The organism is Sinorhizobium sp. NFACC03 (assembly GCF_900103435.1).
GTDB lineage: Bacteria > Pseudomonadota > Alphaproteobacteria > Rhizobiales > Rhizobiaceae > Ensifer.
Genome location: NZ_FMXF01000004.1, coordinates 20,594 through 47,476, shown reverse-complemented (window position 1 = coordinate 47,476; position 26,883 = coordinate 20,594). Strand labels below are relative to the sequence as shown.

The 26,883-nt window shown below is 62.8% G+C and carries 26 protein-coding genes and 1 pseudogene; 19 read left to right on the top strand and 8 right to left on the bottom strand.

What is annotated here, in order from left to right; translation table 11 throughout:
• Positions 1-364: 364 nt before the first annotated feature.
• On the top strand, positions 365-1,132 hold the full coding sequence (locus BLU35_RS08580) for an NAD(P)H-dependent oxidoreductase (RefSeq protein ID WP_093232764.1): 768 nt from the start codon (positions 365-367) through the stop codon (positions 1,130-1,132).
• Between the two features lie 36 nt (positions 1,133-1,168).
• On the opposite strand, the gene xdhC is transcribed toward BLU35_RS08580, so the two are convergent.
• Genes xdhC through uraH form a run of 4 tightly spaced genes read right to left on the bottom strand, consistent with a single transcriptional unit; the run spans position 1,169 to position 6,258 of the window.
• Positions 1,169-2,035, bottom strand: a complete 867-nt coding sequence (xdhC, locus tag BLU35_RS08575) for a xanthine dehydrogenase accessory protein XdhC (RefSeq protein WP_093232934.1) — start codon at positions 2,033-2,035, stop codon at positions 1,169-1,171.
• Positions 2,036-2,053: 18 nt separating this feature from the next.
• Positions 2,054-4,393, bottom strand: coding sequence for a xanthine dehydrogenase molybdopterin binding subunit (gene xdhB / locus BLU35_RS08570; RefSeq protein WP_093232763.1), 2,340 nt, complete (start codon positions 4,391-4,393; stop codon positions 2,054-2,056).
• Between the two features lie 11 nt (positions 4,394-4,404).
• Positions 4,405-5,883, bottom strand: coding sequence for a xanthine dehydrogenase small subunit (xdhA, locus tag BLU35_RS08565; protein ID WP_093232762.1), 1,479 nt, complete (start codon positions 5,881-5,883; stop codon positions 4,405-4,407).
• 3 nt (positions 5,884-5,886) lie between these two features.
• Entirely contained in the window at positions 5,887-6,258 is a 372-nt protein-coding gene (uraH, locus tag BLU35_RS08560) for a hydroxyisourate hydrolase (RefSeq protein ID WP_093232761.1), read from the bottom strand.
• Between the two features lie 172 nt (positions 6,259-6,430).
• Here uraH and puuE point away from each other — a divergent pair, with 172 nt between their 5' ends.
• The 3 genes from puuE to BLU35_RS08545 all read left to right on the top strand — a co-directional run bounded on the left by puuE (position 6,431) and on the right by BLU35_RS08545 (position 9,472).
• Complete coding sequence (gene puuE / locus BLU35_RS08555; protein ID WP_093232760.1) at positions 6,431-7,846, top strand: allantoinase PuuE; 1,416 nt, start codon at positions 6,431-6,433, stop codon at positions 7,844-7,846.
• Between the two features lie 10 nt (positions 7,847-7,856).
• The gene (alc, locus tag BLU35_RS08550; RefSeq protein ID WP_093232759.1) at positions 7,857-8,879 is read left to right on the top strand and encodes an allantoicase; all 1,023 of its coding nucleotides are present in this window, start codon (positions 7,857-7,859) and stop codon (positions 8,877-8,879) included.
• A gap of 107 nt (positions 8,880-8,986) precedes the next feature.
• Positions 8,987-9,472, top strand: a complete 486-nt coding sequence (locus tag BLU35_RS08545) for an ureidoglycolate lyase (RefSeq protein ID WP_057249225.1) — start codon at positions 8,987-8,989, stop codon at positions 9,470-9,472.
• Between the two features lie 87 nt (positions 9,473-9,559).
• On the opposite strand, the gene BLU35_RS08540 is transcribed toward BLU35_RS08545, so the two are convergent.
• Positions 9,560-10,408, bottom strand: a complete 849-nt coding sequence (locus BLU35_RS08540) for a helix-turn-helix transcriptional regulator (RefSeq protein ID WP_093232758.1) — start codon at positions 10,406-10,408, stop codon at positions 9,560-9,562.
• Between the two features lie 111 nt (positions 10,409-10,519).
• Here BLU35_RS08540 and BLU35_RS08535 point away from each other — a divergent pair, with 111 nt between their 5' ends.
• Both BLU35_RS08535 and BLU35_RS08530 read left to right on the top strand, forming a co-directional pair.
• Complete coding sequence (locus BLU35_RS08535) at positions 10,520-11,773, top strand: cytochrome P450 (RefSeq protein ID WP_093232757.1); 1,254 nt, start codon at positions 10,520-10,522, stop codon at positions 11,771-11,773.
• A gap of 40 nt (positions 11,774-11,813) precedes the next feature.
• Positions 11,814-12,134, top strand: coding sequence for a 2Fe-2S iron-sulfur cluster-binding protein (locus BLU35_RS08530; protein WP_093232756.1), 321 nt, complete (start codon positions 11,814-11,816; stop codon positions 12,132-12,134).
• 99 nt (positions 12,135-12,233) lie between these two features.
• On the opposite strand, the gene BLU35_RS08525 is transcribed toward BLU35_RS08530, so the two are convergent.
• A complete protein-coding gene (locus tag BLU35_RS08525) occupies positions 12,234-13,526 on the bottom strand; it encodes an NCS2 family permease (RefSeq protein WP_093232755.1) in 1,293 nt (430 codons plus the stop codon).
• Positions 13,527-13,978: 452 nt separating this feature from the next.
• On the opposite strand from BLU35_RS08525, the gene BLU35_RS08520 reads away from it, so the two are divergent.
• Both BLU35_RS08520 and BLU35_RS36070 read left to right on the top strand, forming a co-directional pair.
• Positions 13,979-14,176: a heavy-metal-associated domain-containing protein gene (locus BLU35_RS08520; RefSeq protein ID WP_058325980.1), complete on the top strand. Its 198-nt coding sequence runs from the start codon at positions 13,979-13,981 to the stop codon at positions 14,174-14,176.
• A 304-nt stretch (positions 14,177-14,480) separates the two neighbouring features.
• Positions 14,481-14,732 carry an alpha/beta fold hydrolase gene (locus tag BLU35_RS36070; protein WP_286161473.1) on the top strand — a complete coding sequence of 84 codons (252 nt, stop codon included), beginning with the start codon at positions 14,481-14,483 and terminating at the stop codon, positions 14,730-14,732.
• A 474-nt stretch (positions 14,733-15,206) separates the two neighbouring features.
• On the opposite strand, the gene BLU35_RS08510 is transcribed toward BLU35_RS36070, so the two are convergent.
• The gene (locus BLU35_RS08510; RefSeq protein ID WP_093232754.1) at positions 15,207-15,407 is read right to left on the bottom strand and encodes an HlyD family efflux transporter periplasmic adaptor subunit; all 201 of its coding nucleotides are present in this window, start codon (positions 15,405-15,407) and stop codon (positions 15,207-15,209) included.
• Between the two features lie 634 nt (positions 15,408-16,041).
• Here BLU35_RS08510 and BLU35_RS08505 point away from each other — a divergent pair.
• The 3 genes and pseudogenes from BLU35_RS08505 to BLU35_RS36640 form a co-directional block, all read left to right on the top strand.
• Positions 16,042-16,332, top strand: a complete 291-nt coding sequence (locus tag BLU35_RS08505; protein WP_093232753.1) for a type II toxin-antitoxin system Phd/YefM family antitoxin — start codon at positions 16,042-16,044, stop codon at positions 16,330-16,332.
• Positions 16,329-16,706 (top strand): type II toxin-antitoxin system VapC family toxin, encoded by a 378-nt coding sequence (locus BLU35_RS08500; RefSeq protein WP_093232752.1) that lies wholly within the window; start codon positions 16,329-16,331, stop codon positions 16,704-16,706. Before BLU35_RS08505 ends, BLU35_RS08500 begins: the two co-directional genes overlap by 4 nt.
• Before the next feature lie 8 nt (positions 16,707-16,714).
• Positions 16,715-17,101, top strand: a pseudogene (locus tag BLU35_RS36640) (transposase); the annotation flags it as partial.
• A gap of 316 nt (positions 17,102-17,417) precedes the next feature.
• On the opposite strand, the gene BLU35_RS08490 reads toward BLU35_RS36640, so the two are convergent.
• Entirely contained in the window at positions 17,418-18,368 is a 951-nt protein-coding gene (locus BLU35_RS08490) for a LysR family transcriptional regulator (protein WP_065374696.1), read from the bottom strand.
• Between the two features lie 89 nt (positions 18,369-18,457).
• Between BLU35_RS08490 and BLU35_RS08485 the strand changes: the two genes are divergently transcribed.
• From BLU35_RS08485 to BLU35_RS08450, 8 genes are read left to right on the top strand one after another with little or no spacing between them, the layout of a single operon-like run.
• Positions 18,458-19,333, top strand: a complete 876-nt coding sequence (locus BLU35_RS08485) for a dioxygenase family protein (RefSeq protein ID WP_502688145.1) — start codon at positions 18,458-18,460, stop codon at positions 19,331-19,333.
• Complete coding sequence (locus BLU35_RS08480; protein WP_093232749.1) at positions 19,330-20,391, top strand: maleylacetate reductase; 1,062 nt, start codon at positions 19,330-19,332, stop codon at positions 20,389-20,391. Before BLU35_RS08485 ends, BLU35_RS08480 begins: the two co-directional genes overlap by 4 nt.
• Positions 20,392-20,430: 39 nt before the next feature.
• Positions 20,431-21,711 (top strand): ABC transporter substrate-binding protein, encoded by a 1,281-nt coding sequence (locus BLU35_RS08475; protein ID WP_093232748.1) that lies wholly within the window; start codon positions 20,431-20,433, stop codon positions 21,709-21,711.
• Between the two features lie 40 nt (positions 21,712-21,751).
• Positions 21,752-22,471 (top strand): ABC transporter ATP-binding protein, encoded by a 720-nt coding sequence (locus BLU35_RS08470; RefSeq protein WP_093232747.1) that lies wholly within the window; start codon positions 21,752-21,754, stop codon positions 22,469-22,471.
• Complete coding sequence (locus BLU35_RS08465; RefSeq protein WP_093232746.1) at positions 22,468-23,190, top strand: ABC transporter ATP-binding protein; 723 nt, start codon at positions 22,468-22,470, stop codon at positions 23,188-23,190. Before BLU35_RS08470 ends, BLU35_RS08465 begins: the two co-directional genes overlap by 4 nt.
• The gene (locus BLU35_RS08460) at positions 23,177-24,040 is read left to right on the top strand and encodes a branched-chain amino acid ABC transporter permease (protein WP_093232745.1); all 864 of its coding nucleotides are present in this window, start codon (positions 23,177-23,179) and stop codon (positions 24,038-24,040) included. Before BLU35_RS08465 ends, BLU35_RS08460 begins: the two co-directional genes overlap by 14 nt.
• Before the next feature lie 10 nt (positions 24,041-24,050).
• Positions 24,051-25,136 carry a branched-chain amino acid ABC transporter permease gene (locus tag BLU35_RS08455; RefSeq protein WP_093232744.1) on the top strand — a complete coding sequence of 362 codons (1,086 nt, stop codon included), beginning with the start codon at positions 24,051-24,053 and terminating at the stop codon, positions 25,134-25,136.
• Positions 25,129-26,883 (top strand): FAD-dependent oxidoreductase, encoded by a 1,755-nt coding sequence (locus BLU35_RS08450; protein ID WP_093232743.1) that lies wholly within the window; start codon positions 25,129-25,131, stop codon positions 26,881-26,883. The genes BLU35_RS08455 and BLU35_RS08450 overlap by 8 nt, the downstream gene beginning before the upstream one ends.

Sequence of the window (26,883 nt, the reverse complement as noted above, 5' to 3'; positions counted from 1 at the left end):
AAAAAATGGTTCGATCGCACCAGATTTTGGTGCAGGAAGAACATGGTGACATGCTTTTACCGGATAGCGACAAAAGCAAGAGCCGGAGCTCAACGAGGGCTGAACCCGGCTTTGTCGCGCGGAAACTCGAGCCTCACCTCCCACACGACGCCGATTGCCAGTGAGACCGGGCCAACGGCCGTTTAGATTTCCCCAGTGAACCAAATATCGACCGGGCGCAGCCCGGTTTTTTTGTGCCTTTAGAAGGTCGACGAGCGCTCTATCCGGGCCATTATTGAGTTCACCTCGGGACAAACCACATTGCCAAAGCTCTCCCATTGATAAATAGATTCAATGCCTTATAAATGCGTTAGGCCAAACTACGCTGCTTTTTACAGTTCTGCTTGTCTATGCCCATCCCGAACCGCGTTCGCTGAACGGGACGCTGCGCGATGTCGCCGTCAAGGCGTTGGAAGCCGAGGGACACGAGGTGCGCGTCACCGACCTCTATGCCGAGGGATGGAAATCCGAGATCGACCGCGCCGACTTCCCCGCGCTCATTCCGGATGCCCGGTTCAAGCCAAGCCGTGCCTCGAAGGAAGCCTTCGCGACCAATACCCTGACCGCTGATGTCAGGGCCGAGCAGGAAAAGCTGCTATGGGCCGATACCCTGATCCTGCAGTTTCCGCTGTGGTGGTACTCGATGCCGGCGATCCTGAAAGGCTGGGTCGATCGCGTCTATGCCTACGGCTTCGCCTATGGCGTCGGCGAACACAGCGACAAATACTGGGGCAAGCGGTTCGGCGAAGGAATGCTCGCAGGAAAACGCGCCATGCTGGTGGTGACGACTGGCGGTTGGGAGGAGCACTATTCCCCACGCGGTGTCAATGGACCGATCGACGACCTACTTTTCCCGATCAATCACGGCGTGCTCTATTATCCCGGCTACGATGTACTTCCGCCTTTTGTCGCCTACCGGGTCGACGGTCTTGACGAAGCCGGTTTCGAAGCGACGGCCGAGCGGCTGAGGCAAAGGATGCGCACGCTATCAACCACGCCGCCTATTCCCTATCGCCGGCAGAATGGCGGCGACTACCTGATCCCGACCCTTGAACTGCGTCCGGATAAGCGCGCGGCTTTGCGCTTCACCTGAACGGTGCGATACACCAGGGCAATAGCGCCTGAGCCGTTAGCGTGCAAACTTCGCGACAGCCGGACGACGCGGGCTATCGGGTTGGGCCGGCTGCCGGAAATTCAGCGCCGCCGCCATGACTTCCGCGGCGGCAAGCGCTGCGATGACGGCCGGCCGCTTGTCCTTAACCGTCGTGCCGCCGATCGGGCAGACGAGCCGGTCGAAAAGATCCGGGCGGCCGATCTCACGCGACAACCAGTTCTTGAAGGTCCCGCGTTTCGTCTTCGAGCCGATCATGCCGACATAGGATGCGTCGTCGCGGCGAAGCGCCTCGGCGGCGATCAGGAAGTCGAGCGCGTGGTCGTGCGTCAGGATCACGAAGGCGCTGCCGGGAGGCGCGTCGCGCACGACCGCCTCCGGCATGGCGGTCAGGCAGGTCTCGATGCCGGGAATGTCGGCGACAGCCGAAAGCTCGTTCTCGCGGGTATCGACGAGCACGGTGCGGACCGGAACCAGGGACAGCGCCATGGCCAGCGCATCGCCGACATGGCCGGCGCCGAAGACATAGACATGCGGCCGGCTGGCGATTTCCAGGTCGCTGCGTTCAATCAGCATGGCGGCTTTCTCCCGATCGATGCGTGTGAAGTCGAGCGCCACGCGCCCGCCGCAACACTGGCCGATCTCCGGACCAAGCGGGATGGTCATTGCCTCCGGCGCGTCGCCGCGCTTCAGCGCCCGCCGGCCATGGTCGATCGCCATGTATTCGAGCTGGCCGCCGCCGATCGTGCCTAAGAGGCTATCGGTGGCGACGAGCATCCAGGCATCGGTGTCGCGCGGCGTCGAGCCGGCCGCACCCGTCACTTCCACGAGCACGCAATCCGGCTCGCGTCGCAGAAAGTCCCTGATATCCTCGCGGCTCGCCACCATGACAATCAGCCCCTGTTACCCTTTCTGCCTCGCGGCCGCCCGCAGCCGCTCGATCGCCATCAACACCCGTTCCGGCGTCGCCGGCGCATCAAGGCGCGGTGCTATACGATACTCCGCAACACTGGCCGCCGCCATCGACAAGGCCTCCAGAACGGAAATGCCGAGCATGAACGGCGGTTCCCCGACCGCCTTCGAACGGCGGATGGTTTCCTCACGGTTGACCGACCATTCGGCAAGCCGTGTGTTGAAGACGCGTGGCCGATCCGACGCAAGCGGGATCTTGTAGGTCGAAGGCGCGTGCGTGCGCAGCCGACCCTTGGCATCCCACCAGAGTTCTTCCGTCGTCAGCCAGCCCATGCCCTGAACAAAGGCGCCCTCCACCTGGCCGAGGTCGAGCGCCGGGTTCAGCGACCGGCCGACGTCGTGCAGGATGTCGGTGCGATCCACCTGGTATTCGCCAGTCAGTGTGTCGACGCTGACTTCGGAGCAAGAGGCGCCATAGGCATAGTAGAAGAACGGCCGGCCCCGGCCTTCCGCGCGGTTCCAGTGTATCTTCGGCGTCTTGTAGAAACCGGCAGCCGAAAGCTGGATGCGGGCGCCATAGGCGATCTTGATGAACTCGTTGAAACCAAGGCGTTCGGCGCCGATGCGAACCGTGTTCGGCTCGAAAGCGACGTCGGCCTCAGCAACGTTCCAGCGCTCAGCGGCAAAGCGCACGAGCCTCTCCTTGATCTGCTGGGCGGCGTTGGCGGCCGCCATGCCGTTGAGATCGGAGCCCGACGAAGCAGCCGTCGCCGACGTGTTCGGCACTTTGCCGGTCGTCGTCGCCGTCACCTTGATCCGGTCGAGGTTGACCTGGAATTCATCGGCAACCACCTGGGCGACCTTGGTGTAGAGCCCCTGCCCCATCTCGGTGCCGCCGTGGTTCAGATGGATCGAGCCATCCGTATAGACGTGCACCAGCGCGCCGGCCTGGTTGTATTCGGTCTTGGTGAAGGAGATGCCGAACTTCACCGGTGTCAGCGCGATGCCGCGCTTGACCACATGGTTTTCGCGGTTGAAGGCGATCACCGCCTCACGACGCTTGGCATAGTCGGCTGAGGTTTCCAGTTCGTCGATGATCCGGCCGATGATGTTGTCTTCCACGGTCTGGTGATAGGGCGTGAGGTTTCGCCCCTCGCCGCCGTAGAAGTTCAGCTTGCGGATTTCGAGCGGATCCTTGCCGACGGCATAGGCGATCTCCTCGATCATGCGTTCGCCGCCGACCATGCCCTGCGGACCGCCGAAACCGCGGAATGCAGTGTTGGAGACGGTATTGGTCTTCAGCGGCCGCGAGCGCAGGCGCACGTTCGGATAGAAGTAGCAATTGTCGGCGTGGAACAGGGCGCGGTCGGTGACCGGACCGGAGAGATCGGCCGAATAGCCGCAGCGCGCCGAAAAGACCGCGTCCACCGCCTCGATACGACCTTCGTCATCGAAGCCGAGCTTGTAGTCCACATGGAAGTCGTGACGCTTGCCGGTCGCGCTCATGTCGTCGTCGCGATCCGGCCTGACCTTGACCGGGCAGCGGTATTTCTTGGCAGCAACCGCTGCAACGGCTGCGAAAATGTTGGCCTGGGTTTCCTTGCCGCCGAAGCCACCGCCCATGCGGCGCACGTTGACCGTGACCGCATTCGACGGCACGCCGAGCACGGTCGCGACCATGTGCTGCGTCTCAGCCGGATGCTGCGTTGAGGAGTAGACGAGAACTTCGTCGTCCTCGCCGGGGATGGCGAAAGAGATCTGCCCTTCCAGATAGAAGTGATCCTGGCCGCCGATACGCATCTCGCCTTCGAGGATGTTCTTCGCCTTGGCGAAGCCGGCTTCGATGTCGCCCCGCTCGAGCTTGAGCGGATCGATGACCAGCGGATAGTTGGCGGCCGCCGCTTCCAGCACGTCGGTCACATGCGGCAGGTCGCGGTACTCGATCTTGACCTTGGCCGCCGCGCGGCGGGCCGCCTCACGGGAGGTGGCGATGACGGCAAAGATCGGCTGGCCGTGGAACTCCACCCTGTCGGTGACGAAGATCGGCTCATCGTGCTTGTGGGCCGGGCTGATGTCGTTTTCGCCGGGAATGTCGGCCGCCGTCAGCACGCCGATCACGCCTTCGCTGCTATTTACCGCTTCGAAGTCGATCGCGAGGATATCGGCGTGCGCGCGCTGCGACAGGCCAAGATAGCCGTGCAACGTGCCCTGGGGTTCCGGGATGTCGTCGATATATTCGGCCGTACCCGACACATGCTTGTGGCCGGATTCGTGCCGTTCCTTTTCGTGCACGCCGCCGCGGATGCGGTCGATGGGCTGCATCACGTTCATGGCTTCCTCCCTTAAACCGCGACAGCAATGGTGCGATCGAGGCGGATCTGGCCGCTCGACTGCGTTTCAAGATAGAAGCGGCGAAGCAGGTTCTTCGCCACCAACTGGCGGTACTCGGCCGAGGCGCGCCAGTCGGTGAGCGGCGTGAAATCCTCGTCAAATGCCGCTACGGCGCGCTCGATCGTGTCCTCGTTCCACTCCGCGCCCTTGAGTGCGGCCTCGACATTGGAGGCTCGCTTCGGCGTGCCGGCCATGCCGCCGAAGGCAATCACTACGTCGGTCACCCGACCGGCATTGAAGGCGATGCGGAAGGCGCCGCAGACGGCGGTGATGTCCTCGTCCAGACGCTTCGTCACTTTGTAGACAGCGACACGGGCATTATCCGAGACGAACGGGATGCGCACGGCTTCCACGAATTCGCCGGGCTCACGGTCCTGTTTGCCATAGGCGATGAAGAAATCCTCGAGCGCGACGGTACGACGGCGAGCGCCCTTGCGCAGCGTGATCGAAGCGCCAAGCGCGATCAGGGCCGGCGGCGTGTCGCCAATCGGCGAGCCGTTGGCGATGTTGCCGCCGACGGTGCCCATGTTGCGGACCTGCTGGCCGCCGATGCGGTCCCAGAGCTCCGTCAGTTCCGGGAAATGCTCGACGATAGCGGGATAGGCCTCGGCATAGCTGACGCCGGCGCCAAGGGTAACGCCATCGGCATCGACCGTGATCCGCCGCAACTCTTCGAGATGGGTCAGGTGAATGACCGGCGAGATGTCGCGCATGAACTTCGTGACCCACAGCCCGACGTCGGTCGAGCCGGCAACGATCGTCGCCTTGGGGTTGGCTTCGAACACGGCAGCGAAATCGTCGACCGAACCCGGCAGGATGAAGCGCTCCAGCTCGGTACCGATCTCGACTCGACGGCCATCCTGAAGCGAAGCCAGCTCCTTGGCGATGCGGTCGCGCTCGACGACCAGCGGATCCTTGCCGACATCACCGATCGTCGAGATTGCTTCGGCCGCACGGATGATTGCGGCATAGCCGGTGCAGCGACACAGATTGCCCTGCAGCGCCTTCTCAATCTCGGTGATGGACGGCTTCGGGTTTTCCATCCACAGGCCATAGAGCGACATCACGAAACCCGGCGTGCAGAAGCCGCATTGCGAAGCGTGGGTGTTGACCATCGCCTGCTGCACCGGATGCAGCGGACCAGTTGGTTGTGCCAGCGAATCCACCGTGACGATATGACAGCCGTCGAGCGAACCGACGAAACGGATGCAGGCATTGACGGATTCATACTTAAGCTTGCCGTCGAGCAAGCGTCCGACGAGCACCGTGCAGGCACCGCAGTCGCCCTCGGCGCAGCCTTCCTTGGTGCCCTTCAGATTGCGGTCGATGCGCAGGAAATCGAGCAGGGTCTCGACCGCTGAGACGTCCGCGAGCTCCACCAGGCGGTGGTTCAACAGGAAACGAATGGTGTTACGGATCTGGATCGTCATCGCTTAGCTCCCGCGGTAGGTGGAGTAGCCATAGGGCGAAAGCAGCAGCGGCACGTGGTAGTGCGCGCCCTGGTTATCGATGCCGAAGCGGATCGGGATCACGTCGAGGAACGGGTTCTCGCCGCGCTTGCTCTGACCGCCGAGATAGTCGCCGGCATGGAAATGCAGTTCGTAGGTGCCCGTCTGCATGCGCTCGCCACTCAACAGCGGCTCGTCGCAGCGACCATCGTCGTTGGTCTTGACCGATTTGATGTGCGTCTGGCGATCGCTATCGACCCGGTAGAGCTCGATGCGCAGCCCCTCGGCCGGCTTGCCGCTTGCCGTATCCAACACGTGCGTCGTCAGGCGACCGGCGTTTCCACCATGAGATTGCATTCTTTTCGCTCCTCCCGAAGTCAGCTTTCCACCTCGCAGTATTCCGGCATTCCGGCCCGCTTGGTAGCGAGCGGATCATTCGAGACTTTCAAAATTTTTGGGGGGAATGGCTGGAAACAAATGCCGTTAGAAATTTGATGCAGAGACGAAAATGTCTGGAGGAGCTGCTTTGATGAGATACCCCCGCGATCTTCACGGCCACGGCCCGAACTTCAAGATCACATGGCCCGGCGGCGCCCGGATCGCCGTACAATTCGTCATCAACTACGAGGAAGGCGGAGAGAACTGCGTGCTGCATGGCGACGCGGCCTCCGAAGCATTCCTGTCGGAAATCGTCGGTGCGCAGGCCTGGCAGGGCCAGCGCCACTGGAACATGGAATCGATCTACGAATATGGCGCTCGGGCCGGATTCTGGCGGCTGCACCGCATGTTCACCGAACGCGGCGTGCCGGCGACCGTTTATGGCGTCGCCACCGCGCTGAAGCGCTCGCCGGAACAGGTCGCCGCCATGCAGGATGCCGGCTGGGAAATCGCCTCGCACGGCCTGAAATGGATCGAACACAAGGATTTCTCGCCAGAGCGCGAGCGCCAGGAAATCGCCGAGGCGATCCGCCTGCACACCATCGTCACCGGTGAGCGGCCGCGCGGCTGGTACACGGGGCGCTGCTCCGACAACACCCTCGACCTCGTCACCGAAGCCGGCGGCTTCGACTATGTGTCGGATGCCTATGCCGACGACCTGCCCTACTGGCATGAACATGCCGGCCGCCACCAGCTGGTGATCCCCTATACGCTCGACAGCAACGACATGCGGTTTGCGACGCCACAGGGCTTCAACAGCGGTGACCAGTTCTTCAGCTATCTGAAAGACAGCTTCGACGTGCTTTACGCCGAAGGCACGGCCGGCGCGCCGAAAATGCTGAGCATCGGGCTGCACTGCCGGCTCGTCGGCCGGCCCGGCCGCGCCGCAGCACTGGCCCGTTTCCTCGACTATGTGCAGAGCCATGAAAAGGTCTGGCTTGCAAAGCGCGTCGACATCGCTCGCTACTGGACAGAGACCTATCCGTTCAAGGCCTGGGACGATCGCGCGTCGCGGCTTAGCGAAGAGGCCTTTGTCACCAAATTCGGCGGCGTCTTCGAACATTCGAAGTGGATCGCTAAGCGCGCCTTCCAGGGCGAGCTTTCACCCGCCAACGACACGGCGCTCGGTCTTACAGCCGCACTCTCCGCCGTCTTCCGCGAAGCCTCCCCCGAGGAGCGGCTTGCCGTTCTGATCGCCCACCCGGATCTCGCCGGCAAGCTGGCGCAGGCGAAACGCCTCACCGAAAGCTCGACCAACGAACAGGCATCCGCCGGGCTCGATGCGCTGACCGACGCAGAGCGCGAGCGCTTCACCACGCTCAACACGGCTTATGTCGAGAAGTTCGGCTTCCCCTTCATCCTGGCGGTCAAGGGACGCACCAAGGGCGAAATCCTTGCGGCCTTCGAAAGCCGGGTCGAAAACGACCGCGAGACGGAATTCGAGACGGCGTGCCGGCAGGTGGAGCGGATCGCCTATCTGCGCCTCAAGGACATGTTGCCGCGCTGAGGGCCTCGCGATGACGACCGACGGCTTGAGCCCGCCCGAATTCGCGCTAAACGCGATCAACCTCGCCTCCGCCGCTCTCGGCGCGAGGCCGGTCTTCGCAACCGACGAGTTCTTCGCGCCGCTCGAGCGCATGCTTCAGGACGCGCCGCCGGTCTATCATCCCGGTGTCTATGACGAGAACGGCAAGTGGATGGACGGCTGGGAGACGCGGCGTCGCCGCGGCCCCGGCAACGATCATGCCATCATCGCGCTTGCCGCAAACGGTCGTATCCGCGGCTTCGAGGTCGATACGGCGCATTTCACCGGCAACTATCCGAGCGCCTGCGCCATCGACGCCTGTCTGGCGCCCGATGGACCGGATGAGCACACGGTCTGGACGGAACTTGTCTGCGCGCAGCCGCTCGGGCCGAGTGCGCTTCGTCATTTCGAGGCCAGGTCGGAAGCTGTCTGGAGCCATGTCCGCCTGCGCATCTATCCCGATGGCGGCATCGCCCGCCTCAAGGTTTACGGCACGCCCGCCCTGGACCGGGCGGCGATCGGCGACACGGCAGTCGATCTCGCCTCGTCGCTGCTCGGCGGCCGCATCATCGCGTATTCGAACGGACACTACGGCCACCAGCGGCTGCTTGCGCCCGGACGCGGCATCAACATGGGCGACGGCTGGGAGACGCGCCGCCGGCGCGAGCCCGGCAACGACTGGATCGTGGTGAAACTTGCCGCGCGCGGTGCGGTCGAGCGGATCGTGGTCGACACCGCCCACTTCAAGGGAAACTACCCGGATGCCTGTTCGCTGCAGGCAGCCGACCTCAGCGCAGCCACGTGCGAGCTGGCTGCCTCGATCACCGCATCGTCGATGTTCTGGCGCGAGGTTCTGCCGCAGCAGAAGCTCTCGGCCGACAGCCTGCACACCTACGGTGCAAACGAGTTCAAAGCGCCGGGCCCTGTAACCCATGTGCGTTTCAACATCTTCCCCGATGGCGGCATCAGCCGGCTGCGTGTCTTCGGGCGTATTGCGAAAGCCGGCAGCCCCTAGATCGTTTCGCAGAGGAAACGAAATGATCGGACCTGAACCGCAAGTTCCAGGGAAGCGCTTTCCCCGGAATTGCTGCCATCGATCAACATTGCACGGAGGAGCGTCGCATGAAGGAGATCGTCATACAGCCACTGACCCGGGAGGCCTTTGCGCCCTACGGCGACGTAATCGAAACGGAGAACGCCCACAACTTCCCCATTAACGGCGGCAAATGCACCCGCTATCACGATCTCGCCAAGATCGAAACGACGGGCGAGAAGGCCCGGCCGATGATCAGCCTGGTGCGCGGTGAACCCTATCCGCTGCCGCTCAAGCTCACCATGGTCGAGCGACATCCGCTCGGCAGCCAGGCTTTCATTCCCTTGAGCGACAATCCGTTCCTCGTCGTCGTCTCCCGGGAAACCGACGAAGGCCCGAGTGAACCGATCGCCTTCAAGACCACACCGGGCCAAGGCGTGAACATCGCCCGCAATGTCTGGCACGGCATCCTGACACCACTCGAAGATGTCTCGGATTTCGCGGTTGTCGACCGCGGCGGCGAAGGCGTCAATCTGGAGGAACACTTCTTCAAGGAGCCGTTCCTGATTGTATGAATGAACGAATGGCCCGGTCAACTGACCGGGTCATCGGTGCGTGGGTCACGGGGCGTCAACTGTTTGCCTGATGCCCATCAATCGACATCAGTAGCCGCCATCCCGACGGAACTTCGTCGGCGTGTATCCCGTCACCCGGCGGAAATCGCGCGAGAAATGATAGGGATCCTGGTAGCCGCATATAGCCGCCACCGCGGAAACCTTCGCATCGCGGCCGACCAGCAGGCGCTTCGCCTGGTTGATGCGCTCGTGGCGCAGCCAGTCCATCGGCGTCGTGCCCACCATATCGCGAAAGCGGCGAAAGAGTTGCGACTGGCTAAGCCGCGCTAGGGCCGCGAGATCATCGATCTTCCAGGCGCGGGCGAGATCGTCACGCATCGCTGAAAGCACAGCCAACAAACGATCCTCGCCCGGTGCATCCTCGCCCGGCTCACTGCCGGTCAGACGCGGACCGATCATGTCCACGATCAGCCCGGAGATAGCCGCACTCGCCAAGGCATCGGTCGCAGGCGAGCGTTCCGCAAGAAACCCGCTCACGGCCTCAAAGGCAGCGCGTGCCGTCTGCGTATCCCTCGGCGCGAACAATGGCGACTGCTGGACACCCAGGAACTGGTAGAGCGCATCGAGACCGTGCCCCTCGATCCCCATCCAGAGATAGCGCCAGTTTTCGCTGTCGGGCGCGCAGCTGTGCGCATAGGCCTGCGCGGTATCGAGCCAGGCGACGCTGCCCGTTTCGGCCAGGAACCCTTGACCGCGCACCTCGATCAGCCCGCAGCCGCCGGTGGTGTAGACAAAGACATGCTGGTGGAACCGCTTGCGGATCGGCGCTTCCTCAGGATGGGCGGTCCGGCTTCCGGCGACCAGCGCCAGATAGGGAAACGCATCGGCAAATTTCGCCGGCGTATGGAAATGGATCTCTTCGTTTTCAGACAGCATCCGCGTTTTTGTCAGCCAATGCGAGTTTTGTCCATCATCTTGCGACAGTGTACCATTCCCAACGAGACTGTGGCGACGCTATCATGCAGCTTCATGCACGGAGTGTTGCCCATGACCGAAGCCACGCCGAACGGCGAAGCCGCGAAGCTGACCTTCGCGCCGCTCTCCCCGGATTTTGCCCGCGATCCCTATCCGACCTACCGCGCCTTGCGTGAGAAGGAAGGGCTGCATTATTTTGCAGACTTCGACATCTGGCTGGCTTCGCGCTTCGAGGATGTCTCGGCAATCGTCATGGACAAGCGCATGGTGCGCTCGCTCGACGACATCGCGACCGCCGAGGAGCTTGCAAATCTGCAGCGTGCGGCCAACTGGCATGACATGCCGCACCACGAGCGCTTCGTGCAGTTCAGCCTGCTCGACAGCGATGGCGCCGTGCACGACCGGCTGCGCAAGCAGGTGTTCAAGCTGTTCACGCCGGCCATGATCGCCAAGCTGCGCGACCAGATCCAGGCCTATGTCGACCGCCTGATTGACAGCCTTGCCGATCGCGGCGAGATCGATTTCGTCGACGACCTCGCCGCCCACGTTCCCGGCCATATCATCGGCCGCCTGCTCGGCGTGCCGGACGAAGACTGTCCGCAGCTCCGCATCTGGTCGGAAAACATCGTGCAGTTCTTCGACGTCGACCGTTCCGACGCGCGCAAGAAGATCGCCGAAGACAACACCACCGAGTTCTACGAGTATCTGACGGCGCTGAAGGCCGAGCGCGAGCGCGCGCCGAAAGATGATCTCATCTCGGTGCTGATCGAGGCTGAGCGCTCCGGCGCAATGAACTTCGACGAATTCATCTCGACCTGCATGCTGATCCTCATGGCGGGCCACGGCTCGACGATCGACGTGCTCGGCAGCGGCATGCATGCGCTCTTGCGCTTTCCCGAGCAGATGGCGCGGCTGAGGAACGAACCCGGCCTGATCCAGACCGGTGTCCAGGAGATGTTCCGGTACGAATCCCCGCTTCCCTTCTTCCACCGCCATTGCGTCGAGGACGTCGAGATCTGCGGCCGGCGCTTCGAGCGCGGCACCAAGTTCGGCCTGCTCTACGGTGCGGCCAACCGCGACCCGAAGCAGTTCGACAACGCCGACACCTTCGACATCGGCCGCACGCCCAACCGGCACCTCGCCTTCGGCGGCGGCGTGCACTTCTGTCTCGGCAACCACCTCGCGCGGCTCGACATGGATATCATCTTCAGCACCCTGCTTCGCCGCTTCCCGACCATCGAACTCGTGGACCGGGAACCGGAATACAAGCGCGGCCTTTCGGTGCGCGGCCCCAAGCAGCTGAAGATTGCCATCCGGCAAGCCTGACCCGCACTGAAACCGACATTCTAAGAACCGGAGAATACCCATGCCCAAGATCGTCTTCATCGACGCGGACGGCACGACCAAAGAAGTGCAGGCGGAGGTCGGCCAATCGCTGATGTCCGCGGCGGTGCAAAACGGCATCGATGCCATTGCCGCCGAATGCGGCGGTTCCTGCGCCTGCGGCACCTGCCACTGTTACATCGACGGCGAATGGGCCGAACGATTGCCGGCGCCCGATTTCCAGGAGCAGGACATGATCGAGTGCGTGGTCAATCCCAACGAGCGCAGCCGCCTGAGCTGTCAGATCACGGTCTCGGCCGATCTGGATGGCCTGGTGGTGCATCTGCCGGCCGGGCAATACTGAGATCAGAAAAAGGCCGGGGCAACATTTTCGTTGCTCCGGCCAGCACTTACGGGGAAGTTCTGATTGGCCGAGGCGACGATGCCCCGGCCAAATTTCGTATTACTCGGCAAAGAACGCGAAGCGCGCGATGAACAGGGCGGCGACGATCTGGGTGGCCGGGTGGATGACGCTCCACTTTCCGGTGCAGACCTTCAACACGACGTAGCTCACGAAGCCGAAGGCGAGGCCGTTGGCGATCGAGTAGGTGAAGGGCATGGCAAGCGCGGTGAGCGCAGCCGGTGCCGCTTCCGTCAGGTCGTCCCAGTCGACTTCCGTCAGTTCGCGCATCATCAGGCCGGCGACATAGAGCAGAGCCGGTGCCGTCGCATAGGACGGGACGGCCGCTGCCAGCGGCGAGAAGAACAGCGCTGCCAGGAACAGCACGCAGACGGTAAGCGCGGTCAGACCCGTGCGGCCGCCGGCCTGGACGCCCGAGGCGCTTTCGACATAGGCGGTGGTGCTGCTGGTGCCGATCAGCGAGCCGGCGACGATCGCGGTGCTGTCGGCGAGAAGCGCGCGGCCGAGACGGTTCGGCTTGCCCTCTTCGACCAGCTTGGCGCGCTTGGCGACACCGATCAGCGTGCCGGTGGCGTCGAAGACTTCGACGAGCACGAAGACGAGAATGACGTGCAGCAGGCCGCCATGCAGAGCGCCCATGATGTCGAGCTGCAGGAAGGTCGGAGCAATGCTCGGCGGCGCCGAGACGATGCCCTTGAACTCGCTGACGCCGAGGATCATCGACAGAACCGTGACGACCAGAATACCGATCAGGATCGAGCCGCGGACTTTCAGCGCATCGAGCACGGCGATCACGAAGAAGCCGAGGATCGCGAGCAGCGGTCCGGTCTGCTTGAGATCGCCGAGGCCGACGAGCGTTGCCGGATTGTCGACGACGACGCCGGCGTTCTTCAAGGCGATGATGCCGAGGAAGAGGCCGATACCGGTGGCAATCGCGCTTCTCAGCGAATGCGGAATGCCGGCAATCAGCCAGCTTCGCACACCGGTCACGGTGAGGATCAGGAAGATCACACCCGAAATGAAGACCGCACCAAGCGCCTGTTGCCAGGTGAAGCCGAGGGCGGCAACGACGGTGAAGGCGAAAAAGGCGTTGAGGCCCATGCCGGGCGCCATGCCGATCGGCCAGTTGGCGACGAGCGCCATGACGGCGGAGCCGAGTGCGGCGGCAATGCAGGTTGCGACAAAGACGGCATCCCTATCCATGCCCGTGCTCGACAGGATGTCGGGGTTGACGAAGATGATGTAGGACATCGTCAGGAATGTCGTGATACCGGCGATCACCTCGGTGCGCGCCGTCGTCTGATGCTCTTTCAGCTTGAATAGTCGTTCAAACATCTTTCCTCCCTTGGCGGCGTCACCACGACGCAGCCGAACGACAGTGACCGGGAAACCGTTCTCCTCCAGTTCCCGACCACGCATTTCGAAAGCCCGGAGGTTCCCGGGACGATCGCTTCACGAAACCGATTTAGGGCTCCGCGCCGGCTGGCGATCGTCCGCCCTCTTTCAGACGATGCGAATGCCTCTTGCACAGCCTTGGGATTGTGCGACTTCCGGAGCCGGACCGCTAGCCGTCCATTCCCGGGATCGATGAGGAAAGACTTTCAAAATTTTCGGAGCATTTGTCGGCGCCGAAACGGCGCCTTTCGCGTGTTCACCACCATACGAAGGGCCCGGAGGAGGAGGAATAATAATAATAATCCCTCGAAAAAATATGTTGAAAGGCCCTCTTGACCTTCCAACGGTGGGAACCGCCATGTTTCTCTCACACCGAAACGAAGGAGACAAGCATGCAGACCTACAAGATCGACAACATGACCTGCGGTCACTGCGCCGGTGCCGTCCAGAAGGCGATCCTGAGCGTCGATCCACAGGCGACGATCAAGGTCGATCTCGGCAACAGGGAAGTCAGCGTCGAGACCGTTGCCGGCGCGGGCCCGATCGCCGACGCCTTGAGGGCCGCCGGCTACGAAAGCCGCGCACTCTAGACGATGAGTTGCGCAGGCAACGGCCTTGCTAAAGACATCAATCACGGGCCGTGGACTATCACGACCCCAACCGGATGGATCCAGACACTGCGCGAAGCGCTTTGGTGCGGGCCCGGCTTGATAGTCGTCTACATCACGGCGTTCGCACCCGACCAGGGCGAATCCATCCAAGCTCATCGCCAACCCGCCGGAAGGCGCACCCGTTCCGCCGATCCTGCCGCCACAAGACGGTTTCCTCTTCCACGACTAGCAGAAGTTCGCTCCCGCCTTTGCCGCAGACGTCGAGCCCGGTCTCGCCGCCTTCATGGCCGACAGCCAGGTTCCCTGGGGCGTCGAGGCGTTTCAGGGCGAGGTGAGCAGGCCCGCCTGGAAGGAAAAGCCGAGCTGGTATCTCGTCGCCACCGAGGACCACATGATCCCGGTCGGCGCCCAGCGCATGATGGCCAAGCGCGCCGGCGCGACAACCGTCGACGAGGCAGGCAGCCATGCCATCTGCGTTTCCAAGCCCGCAGCCGTCGCCAAGATCATCGAGGACGCGGCCAACGGCGTCGATTGACCTCATCGCAGGAGAAACAAATCCAGCCCCCGAACGCAGCGCCGTTCGGGGGCTGCGCGCTCGATCGACAGCGAAAATCGCAGAGTACCGCCTTCAGATGGGCACAGGTGCAGACGGCACTTTTACTGCTTTCCTTGCCTGCGGGCATCCCGAAGGTAAGACGCCGGTCCCCGCAAAGTTGTCTGCAACGTCCAGCGTCCATTATCCCCGGCTCTCAAGCCTGTCTCAGCAGGACCAAGGAGCCTTTCCCATCCAATGACACCCGCGTAACCGCCGAACTCTAGGGACAAGCAAGCAGTACCGTCATGCCAGGCTCGAGATCGCTCGTGGGCACATCCGCCTCCAATCGAACGCGAAGGCTGTTGAGATCGTGGTCTCCGACAGCCCGCGCCGCTCGCCATGTTGCGAACTCGCCCAACGGCCGAAGTTCCGTCACATGTGCGGGGACGGACAGCCCGTTCGGCGTCGAAACCGTTACGGGGTCCCGACCGTCGTGCCGAGGAGATCGTTCTCCCGCACGATGAAGACGAACCACGACCGGTCATCGACGTCCATCGTTGCGACAGGTTTTCCCGGCCCGATGATCTCTCCAAGTTCGGCGACGCGGATGTTGATCGCGCCATCGGCTGGCGCAACGAGCTTTGTCTCGTCGAGCCTGGCTTGAATACTCGCCACCGTCGCCTCGGCAAATGCGACCCTGGCATCCGCGAGCGCCCGCTCTTCAAAGGTGGGCCCCGCATCGCTGCCTCTGCCTGGGCGCGCTTTACCTCAAGATCTGCCTCGCCCTTAGCGAGAGTGGCAGCGGCTTCGTCGGCCTTTTGCCGACTTGCGAAACTTTTGGCCGCAAGTGCGGTCGCCCGGTCGTTCTCGTGTTGCGCAAGGACCAGGTTGGCCTCGGCGGTGCGCACGGCCTCCACTGCAATGTCGACTTGTTCGCGCCTCACCCCGGGATAGATGCGGTCGCGCTCCGCTTCCGCGCTCGCAGCCGCAGCCCTCGCCTCTCCGACAAGCGCCTACAGATCTGGATTGTCCAACACCGCGATTATCTCGCCTTTTGCGCACCTTCTGTCCGGGTTTTACGGCAACGCTGGCGAGGCGGCCGGATGTCTCGGGGGCAATGCGGATCTCTGTTCGCCTGACCATGCCAGCGATTGCCTCCCTGCCCGCCGCCGCGACAAACGATGCGGCGGATGCCGAGGGGGCCAATGCGGTCGGTTTCAAGTATCGATAGTGACACGTACACTCCACTTGTACGCGCGTGAAACCAATGATATTCTGTCTCAACGCTTGAAAACTACCGGAGGTCGCGATGCCCCAGACCCTGTACAAGATCAGCGAAGCCCGCAAGCATTTCGCCGAGGTACTCGAACGCGCCAACCACGGCGAGGAAATCATCATCATGCGCGGCAACGAAGTCTACGCACGTATCGGCCCGGCCAACGGCGGCAAGCGCCCGTTTGGCCTCTTACGCCAGCGTGGCCTGCCTGACGACCTTTTCGACGACGTCGACGCTGAACAAACCGCGATCGACGCCGGTGACTGGAATGACGATGTCGGCGTCTGGCAGGGCAAATCCAGCAACCGTTACACCTCCAAATGAAGGTTCTACTCGATAGCCACGCCGTCTACTGGTGGACGATCGGCAGCGACCGCCTCTCCCTGAGAGCGCGATCGCTGATCGAGGACAAGGCCAACACCATCCTCGTCAGCGCCGTCTCATTCTACGAGCTCGACAACAAGATTCGGCTGAAAAAGCTTGATCTGAAGCCACAGGAGTTGCGCGCCGCAGTCACAGCCAGCGGTTTGCAGACCCTCGCCATCACTGATCTGCATGCCGAGCTGGCCGCAAGCTTCGACTGGGACCACCGCGACCCGTGGGACCGACTTCTTGCCGCCCAGACGCGGCTGGAACATAGCACGTTTGTTTCCGTCGACGGCGCTTTCGATGCAGTGCTGCATGAACGGGTTTGGTAGGCAAGCCGATGAAGATATTGATTGAGGTCGAGGAGGCGGCAGAACGGCTGGAGGAGCTGATCGATTTGGCGCTCCTGCTCCTATCGGAAGGCCAGATGAGCGACCACAAAGGCGCCCGTCTCGTGCTCGACGCCTTGCCGCCGGCCTCTCATCTGATCGCCGACCGCGGCTACGACAGCGCCTGGTTCCGCGAGGAACTGGAAGCACGAGGCATCGAGCCGTGCAACCCCTCGAGCCGAAGCCGCAAAGTCCCATACGCCTGCGACACGGCCCTTTACCGTCAGCGCCACAAGGTCGAGAACCTGTTCGCAAAACTCAAGGACTGGCGCCGCATCGCAACTCGCTACGACCGATGCGCCCACACCTTCTTCTCGGCCATCTGCATCGCTGCAGCCGTCATTTTCTGGAGCAAATGGTGCTCGCGTGATGTCGGAGACGTCAACAGGAAAAACCCGTCAAGCGCCGATCACGTGCTTGCGCGGCAGAAATGGAGAAATCGCCGATTTCTGCCGTATCGGACTCGCCGGCATTCTCTTTCCTCGACTCCTAAGCGGTTTCACGGACGCCCGCGGCATCAAGCGGATACCGACCTGCATTCGATCCACGGATTGAACTTGAATTCGCGCGAACGAACCTACGCCGTCGTCGCGATCGAGGTCGTCCCGTCACAGATCCGGAATGCGGTTGCCGGTTCGCATGGGCGCAACCCGGCTAAACACCCCAAACCACCGCTTGTTCATGTCGATGGATCAGGTGCTGAAGCTGGTCGAAGCTGTGGCGGATATGTTGCGAGAACTTTTCGATGGCCGGGGTATGCGCCGAGGTCGCGCGCCTCAGAAGCCCAAGAGCGCGTTCCGGGTGCGGGACAGAAACCGGAAGTGCCGTGATCGATTTTTCGTTGCGTAGCGCAAAGACTACACTGTGCGGAAGCACAGTCAAGGCGTCGATACCCTTCAGATAGTTGACGAGGCTCATCAGCGAGCCGCCTGTGTAGCGTATCTTGATCTCGGTCGCCCCGAAGGAGAGCAGCAGGCTGTGGAGATCCGCAAGCAGCGGGCTTCCCGGCGGCGGCGCCACCCAGGGATATTCGAGAAGCTGCGACGGCTGCGGCCGTCGCTTCAACAGAAGCGGATGCGTGACCCGGCAGGCGACGACGTTTCGGCCGGGAAGCACCTTCTGGAACGCCAAGCCCGATCCCTCCTCAAGAATATCGAGCGGGCAGATAGCAAGATCGATCTGATCGCCCTTCAGGGCAGCGCGCAGATCGGCCATGTAGCCGTAGCTCTGGTCAATCCTGACGTCGGGGTTTTGCGCCTGGAAGTCTGCGATCATCGGCGCGATCAAGGCGTCCATGAAAAATGGCGTACCGCCGACGCGCACGAGACCGCTTTTGCCGAGGCGAAAGCTTTCGATCGTATCGGACGCCTTGCGTGAGGCCGACAGCATGACCTGGCCATGATCGGCGAGCGCGCGCCCGAGCGGTGTCGGTTGCAGCGGCCGCCGCCCTTTGACGAAAAGCGGTTCGCCCAGGCGCTTTTCGAGCATGGCAATGGTGCGCGAGATCGCCGGCTGCGACAGCCCGAGCAGCGCTGCCCCTTCGGTGACGCCGCCAGCCTTCACGACCGCAGCGAGCTGAACAAGATGGCGTTCGTCTATCTTCATAACAATTGATTATATTAACTCAGAGTAAAATCATCAATCGCGCCAGATGCCCGTGTTAGCTTTCATTTCAGCCAAGTGTCTGGAGGAGTGTGATGCGGGGCGCGATGGTTTCGAATCCCAATGAAGCAGCCTTCACCGAGGCTTTCGCACAGCGAATTTCGAAAGCCGACGACGGCTCGCTGCCGCTGGTGCTGCGCACGGTCGTCACCCACCTTCACGGGCTTATCAGGGAATTGCGTCCTAGTGCGGCCGACTGGCGCAAAATGATCGAGTTTCTGACCGAGGTTGGTCACACCACGGACGAGCGGAGGCAGGAATGGGGTCTGCTGTTCGACCTGCTTGGCGCTTCGGCGCTGGTCGATGAGATTAACTCCCGTCGCCCGAAACAGGCGACACCCAATACGGTCCGTGGGCCGTTCTTTCGCGCCGACACGCCGAAACGCATATCCGGCAGCAACATCTCGCTCGATGGCGTAGGCGAGCGGCTGGCGGTCTTCGGGCGATTGCTTGATCTCGACGGCCACCCGATCGAGGGCGCGGAAGTCACGACCTGGCAGGCGAACGCCGCAGGTTTCTACGAGAACCAGCAACCGGACCTGCAGCCGGAGTTCAACTTGCGCGGCGTCTTCAAAACCGATCGCGAAGGGCGGTTCGACTACTTGACGGTTCGCCCCGCCGGCTACAGCGTCCCGGAAGACGGGCCGGTGGGCAAGCTCCTTGGCAAGGCGGGTTGCTCGCTCCGGCGCCCAGCCCATCTACATTTCATCGTCACCGCTCCAGGTTTCCAGACGATTACGACGCATATCTACGACGGCAGCGATCCTCATATCGACGAGGACGCGATCTTCGGCGTCAAGCCGGAACTGGTGCACGAATTCAAATGCTCCGACATCGGCGGCAAGCCCGGCTGGCGGCTGGACTTCAAGTTCCTGATGGCGAGGGCAAGGGAAGGATCTGGGTCGTGAGGAACAATTTCACCTACCAGGGCAGTGCGGCGCACATCGTCTTTGGCGAAGGCAGGAGCCGCGAGGCCGGAGCCTGGGTCGAAAAGCTTGGGTGCAGCCGAGCGTTGGTGCTCTCAACACCTCAGCAACGGGCAGACGCGGAAGCATTGGCGGAGCGGCTCGGGCCACTTGCCGCAGGCGTTTTTGCCGGGGCCGTGATGCATACGCCAGTCGAGGTCACGGCAAAGGCGATGGAAGCGGTCAACCAAAGCGGCGCCGACTGTGTCGTCTCCCTTGGCGGCGGATCCACCACCGGGCTCGGCAAGGCGATCGCCTACCGCACCGATCTGCCTCAAGTCGTTATCCCGACCACCTACGCCGGTTCGGAAGTAACGCCGATCCTCGGACAGACGGAAGGCGGCCGAAAGACGACCGTCAGGCATCCTTCGATCCTGCCGGAGGTGGTGATTTACGATCCCGAGCTGACGCTGGGCCTGCCGGTCGGCATGAGCGTTACCAGCGCGCTCAACGCCATGGCCCATGCGGTCGAAGCGCTTTATGCGCAGGATCGTAACCCGATCTCTTCCCTGATGGCGAAAGAAGGCTTGTCAGCCTTCAAGACGAGCCTGCCGACGATCATTGGGACGCCGCGCGATCGCGAGGCGCGGGCCGAAGCGCTTTACGGCGCCTGGCTCTCGGGCACCGTGCTCGGCGCGGTCGGCATGGCGCTGCATCACAAGATTTGCCACACGCTCGGCGGGACCTTCGACACACCGCACGCGGAAACCCACGCGATCATGCTGCCGCATACGGCGGCCTACAACGCCGCGGCCGTGCCTGAGCTGCTTGAACCTGTGGCCCGGACCTTCGGCGGATCGGTTGGCGGCGGCTTGTGGGATTTCGCAAAGTCGCTCGGTGCGCCGCTCGCCTTGAAGGACCTCGGCCTTTTGGAGGCCGATCTCGATCGGACCGCCGAGATTGCGACCGAAAACCCCTACTGGAACCCACGCCCGATCGACCGCCAGTCCATTCGGGCGCTGCTGCAGGATGCCTGGGAGGGCAACCAGCCGACGAACTGACGAGACCCTTCGGGAGGAAGGGCATTGGGAGGAGGAACCATGCTGACGAGACGCGATTTTCTGAAGACGACAGCCGCAGGTGGCGCAGTCGCCTTTTCATCCGGACTTGCGATGCCGGCGATTGCCAAGGACACGGCGATCAAGCTTGGTTATGTGAGCCCGCAAACCGGGCCGCTCGCTGCCTTCGGCGAAGCCGACAAATTCGTCATCGACGCGTTTCTGGCGGCGACCAAGGCCAAGGGCCAAAACTTCGAGGTTGTCGTCAAGGACAGCCAGTCGAACCCGAACCGGGCGGCGGAAGTCGCCAAGCAGCTGATCGTCGATGACGAGGTCAATCTGGTTCTGGTCGCCTCGACACCCGAAACCACGAACCCTGTTGCAACCACCTGCGAAGCCGAACAGATGCCCTGCATTTCGACGGTTGCGCCGTGGCAGCCCTGGTTCATCGGCCAACAGGGTAACCCAAGCGATCCCGCTTCGTGGAAACCGTTCGACTATGCCTATCACTTCTTCTGGGGCCTCGAGGATGTGATCGCCGTCTTCACCAATATGTGGGCCCAGGTCGAGACGAACCACAAAGTCGGCGGCCTCTTCCCCAATGACGGTGACGGCAATGCCTGGGGCGACGGGACCGTGGGTTTCCCGCCGGTCCTCGAAAAGCTTGGCTACGGGCTCACCGACCCCGGCCGTTACCAGAACAGGACGGACGATTTCTCTGCCCAGATCAATGCGTTCAAATCGGCTGGATGCGAGATCGTTACCGGCGTGGTCATCCCTCCTGACTTCACGACCTTCTGGAACCAGGCAAAGCAGCAGGGTTTCGTGCCGAAGGTCGCCTCGATCGGGAAGGCATTGCTGTTCCCGCACGCGGTCGAAGCGCTAGGCAAGGCCGGGCACAATCTCTCGTCCGAAGTCTGGTGGTCGCCGAGCCACCCCTTCGCCTCGTCGCTGACAGGCGAGACATCCGCTCAAGTGGCCGACGCTTTCACCAAGGCGACCGGCCGGCCATGGACGCAGCCGATCGGCTTTGCCCACGCCCTCTTCGAATTGGCCGTCGACGCCGTAACGCGGGCCGACGACCTGACGGACGGCGATGCAGTGGCCCAGGCAATCGCCGCCACAAAACTCGATACGCTCGTCGGTCCCATTGCATGGGACGGCAAGGGACTGCCGCCGTTTGCTGCCCGCAACGTCGCCAAGACGCCGCTCGTCGGCGGTCAGTGGCGGCTGAAGGACGCCGGCGGCTACGACCTCGTCATTACCGACAACAAGACGGCGCCGAACATCCCCGCCGGTGGAAAAATGGAAGCGATCGTTTAAGCGCCTGATGGCGTGGGACTGTGACCGAGGAGGGTCAGGCATGTCTCTGTTAGAGCTCGAGCGGGTCTCGAAGCGCTTCGGCGCGCTGACCGTCGCCGACGAGATCAGCTTTTCGGTCGGCGAGGGTGAGGCGCTGGGCATCATCGGGCCAAACGGCGCCGGCAAGTCGACGCTGTTCAATCTGATTACCGGCAACATCGCCGCCGACAGCGGCACGGTCCGCTTCGGCGGCGTGGATGTCACCCGAACGCCGCCGATGGCGCGCTGTCTTTCGGGCATGGGGCGGACCTTCCAGATCCCGCAACCCTTCGAAAAGCTGACAGTCTTTGAGAACCTGCTCGTCGCGGGCAGTTTTGGCACGCGGCGGCGCGAGGCGGAAGCCTGTGACCGCTGCGCCGAAATCCTGGTGGACACCGGCCTGTTCGAGAAGGCGAATGTACTGGCCGGCGGCCTCACCCTTCTGCGGCGCAAGCGGCTGGAACTGGCAAGGGCGCTTGCCACCGAACCCCGGCTGTTGCTGCTGGACGAGATCGCCGGCGGTTTGACGGAAGCCGAATGCCACCAACTGGTCGCGACCATCAGTGCCATCCAGCAAAAGGGCGTTGCCGTCATCTGGATCGAACATGTGCTTCATGCGCTGACCTCGGTGGTCGAACGGCTTCTGGTTCTCAACTTCGGCAAGGTGATCGGTATTGGAAAACCCGACGAGCTCATGGCGTCGCGTGCCGTCCAGGAGATCTATCTGGGGATCGAGCTATGACGGCGATGCTTGAAACCAGAGGGCTCAAGGCCTTCTACGGCGACTTCCAGGCCCTTTTCGGTGTCGATATCGCCGTTGCCAAGGGGGAAACCGTTGCGATCATCGGCGCCAATGGCGCGGGCAAGACCAGCCTGATGCGCGCGATCTCCGGCGTGCTCGCAAGCGAGCCGGGCATGGTCGTCTATCGCGATGAACCGATCGGCGCGCTGGCAGCACCCGACGTGCTTGCCCGCGGCATCGCCATGGTACCGGAAGGCCGCCGGCTGTTCCCGTCGCTGACCGTCGAGGAGAACCTGTTGATCGGCGCCTATGGCCGCAAGGGACAGGGACCATGGACGATCGAGGGCGTCTATGAGCTCTTCCCGATCCTGCGCGAGCGTCGAAACGGCCCGGCGACGGCCCTTTCCGGCGGCCAGCAGCAGATGGTGGCGATCGGCCGGGCGCTGATGTCCAACCCGGATGTGCTGCTCTGCGACGAGATCAGCCTCGGCCTGGCGCCGGTCGTCGTTCGCGACATCTACGCGGCTTTCCCGCGTATCCGCGCGACCGGTGCCTCGATCGTCATCGTCGAGCAGGACATCGCCCAGGCACTGAAGGTCGCAACCCAGGTCTATTGCCTGATGGAAGGGCGGGTGACGCTTTCGGGGCGTCCGGAAGTGCTGACCCGCGAGCAGATCCACCAGGCCTATTTCGGAGCGCCGCGCCATGAGCTTCATTGATACGATCGTGCAGGGCGTTCTGCTCGGCGGGCTCTACGCCCTGTTTGCCGCCGGCCTGAGCCTGGTCTTCGGCATCATGCGGCTCGTCAATCTCGCCCATGGCGACCTGATCGTGCTTGCCGCATTCCTGATCCTTTTGCTGACCTCGGCGCTCGGCCTCAATCCATTCCTGGCAGCGCTCATTGCCGCGCCACTGATGTTCCTGACAGGTTGGGGCCTGCAATACTTTGTGCTCAATCGCACGCTCGGCAAGGACGTGTTGCCGCCGCTGCTCGTCACGTTCGGCATCTCCATCGTCCTCCAGAATAGCCTGCTCGAAGCGTTTTCCGCCGACAGCCGCCGCGTGTCCATCGGGGCGCTGGAAAGTGCTTCGATCGGCGTCGGCTCGCTCAACATAGGCCTGATGCCGTTGATGACCTTCCTGTCGGCGCTCGCCGTGATCTTCGGCCTCAACCAGCTGATCTATCGAACGGCGCTCGGGCGCGCCTTCCGCGCGACCTCCGACGACATCGTGACGGCCGGGCTGATGGGTATTCGCCCGCAACGCGTCTTCGCCATGGCCACCGGGCTTGCCATGGTCGTGGTGACGATCGCCGCCCTCTATCTTGGCACGCGCGCCAACTTCGATCCGACATCGGGACCGTCCCGCCTGATCTACGCCTTCGAAGCCGTGATCATCGGCGGCCTCGGCTCGCTCTGGGGAACGCTTGCCGGCGGGGTCATCCTCGGCGTTGCGCAGACGCTTGGGGCGGCCGTCAATCCGGAATGGCAGATCCTTGCCGGACATCTCGCCTTCCTCACCGTTCTCGTCATCAAGCCACGCGGGCTTTTCCCCCGCGCCGTCGATTGAGGTCAAGCCGATGTCCATCGCCATTCCGTCCTTCAAGGTCGAAACCCGGAGCGGAACCTCATCGCTTGCAGCTTTGGCGGCAGTCGCCGGGCTCGCGCTTGCGATTGCAGCTCCCCTCATCGTGTCCCGCAGCGTCGTGCAGGATCTCTTCTTCATCCTGACCATGCTGGTGCTGGCGCAAAACTGGAACCTGCTTGCCGGCTATGCCGGGCTGATCTCGGTCGGCCAGCAAGTTTTCGTCGGCTTCGGCGCCTATGCGATGTTCGGTGCGGTCATTCTGGCGGGCGTCGATCCCATCGTTGCGATCCTGATTGCCGGCACTCTTTCGGCGCTTCTCGCCATTCCGACTGCCTTTTTCACCTTCCGGCTGCAGGGGCCCTATTTCGCCATCGGCACCTGGGTGGTGGCCGAGGTGGTGCGGCTGCTACTGGCACAGTGGAAGGCGCTCGGCGGGGGCACCGGCACGTCGCTGCCGCGTGAGGCGACGAAGGACATGGCAGGCGTCGATATCGTGCGCGACCTCTTCGGCATGAAGGCCGCCGCAGCCAGCGATGCCCTCACCTATTGGATCGCGCTCCTGCTGGCGCTCGCGACCATCGGCTTCATCTACCGCCTGTTGCGAAGCAAGCAGGGGCTCGGTCTTGCAGCCGTGCGCGACAACGAGCAGGCCGCCCGTGCCGTCGGCGTCGACGCCCGCCGCATGAAGGCTCTCGTCTACGTGGCGACGGCCTTCGTCACCGGACTTGCCGGTGCGCTGATCTACGTGCAGAAAGCGCGTATTTCGCCGGACGCGGCTTTCTCCGTCACCGACTGGACGGCCTATGTCATCTTCATCGTGGTGATCGGCGGGATCGGCACCATCGAAGGGCCGATCGTCGGTGTGGTGCTTTTCTTCCTGCTGCAAAAGCTCTTCGCCGATTTTGGCTCCTGGTACCTGCTGGTCCTTGGCCTCATCGGCATCCTCGTCATGCTCTTTTCGCCGCGCGGTCTCTGGGGCCTGTTCTCCGATCGCACCGGTATCCAGCTCTTTCCGGTCCGTCGCAAATTGATCGGCGGACCACTCGCACACATGCCAAAGGGAGGACCAAATGGCTGATATCACAACCGACGTACTCATCATCGGCACGGGGCCAGCCGGTTCCGCCACGGCCGCCCTGCTTTCGAGCTACGGCATCGAAAACATGGTGATCAACCGCTATCGCTGGCTGGCGAACACGCCACGCGCGCATATTACAAACCAGCGCACGATGGAGGTCCTGCGCGATCTCGGCCGGGACGTGGAAGACGAGGTCTATATGTTCGCCGCCGAACAGGACCTGATGGGCGAGAACGTCTTTTGTACCTCGCTTGCGGGCGAAGAGATCGGGCGCATGAAAAGCTGGGGCAAGCACCCGGTCTCGCGCGCCGAACACCAGCTATCCTCGCCGAGCCAGATGAACGATCTGCCCCAGACTTTCATGGAGCCGCTCCTGTTCAAGACGGCTTGCTCGCGCGGTACCCAGGCGCGGATGTCGACGGAATATGTCAGCCATGTGCAGGACGGCGAAGGCGTTACCACGACGTGTCTCGACCGGTTGACCGGCAAGGAAATCACCGTTCGCTCGAAGTATCTGGTCGGTGCTGACGGCGGCAATTCGAAGGTCGCGGAGCATGCCGGGCTCACCTTCGAGGGCCGGATGGGCGTTGCCGGCTCAATGAACATCCTGTTTGAGGCCGACCTGTCGCGTTATGTCGCCCATCGTCCTTCGGTGCTCTACTGGGTGCTGCAGCCGGGGGCCGACGTCGGCGGTATCGGCATGGGCCTCGTGCGCATGGTCCGCCCCTGGAACGAATGGCTGATCGTCTGGGGATACGACATCAACCAGCCGGCACCGGCCGTTGACGAAGCCCATGCGAAGAAGGTGGTGCGCGACCTGGTCGGCGTGCAGGATCTGGATGTGACGGTCAAGCAGGTCTCGACCTGGACGGTCAACAACATGTATGCGACGACGATGTCGAACGGACGCGTCTTCTGCATGGGCGACGCCACGCACCGCCATCCGCCATCGAACGGGCTCGGCTCCAACACATCGATCCAGGATGCCTTCAACCTTGCCTGGAAACTCGCCTTTGTGCTGAAGGGCCAAGCGAGCGAAAAGCTGCTTGATACCTACACAACGGAGCGAGCGCCGGTCGCCAAGCAGATCGTCACCCGCGCCAACAAGTCGATTGAAGAGTTCGGCCCGATCTTCAAGGCGCTCGGCCTGCTCGATTCCATCGATCCGGTGAAGATGCAGCAGAACATGGATGGGCGCTGCCGCGATACGCCGGCGGCGGAAGAACAGCGCTCCGCCATCCGCAAGGCGATCGCCGCCAAGGTCTACGAGTTCGACGCCCACGGCGTCGAGATGAACCAGCGCTATCGTTCGGATGCGATCGTCACCGACGGTCAACCCGAACCGGCCTTTGCCAAGGACCCGGAACTGCATTTCCAGCAGACCACCTGGCCGGGGGCCCGCCTGCCGCATGCGTGGGTTTTCTCTGGCGATGGGAAGAAGGCCTCGACGCTCGATCTCTCCGGCCACGGCCGGTTCACCGTCCTGACCGGGATCGGCGGACAGGGGTGGATCGAAGCGGCGAAGGTCGTCGGCTATGAGCTTGGTGTCGATATTGCGGCCCACGCCATCGGCGCGCGGCAGCATTGGGATGATTTCACCGGCGACTGGGCCGGGCTGAGCGAAGTGCGTGACAGCGGCATCGTTCTCGTGCGTCCTGACCATCACGTCTGCTGGCGCTCGGAGGCGCAGTCGGCAGATCCCGTCGCAGACCTTCGTCGGGTCATGACATCAGTGCTTGGGAGATGA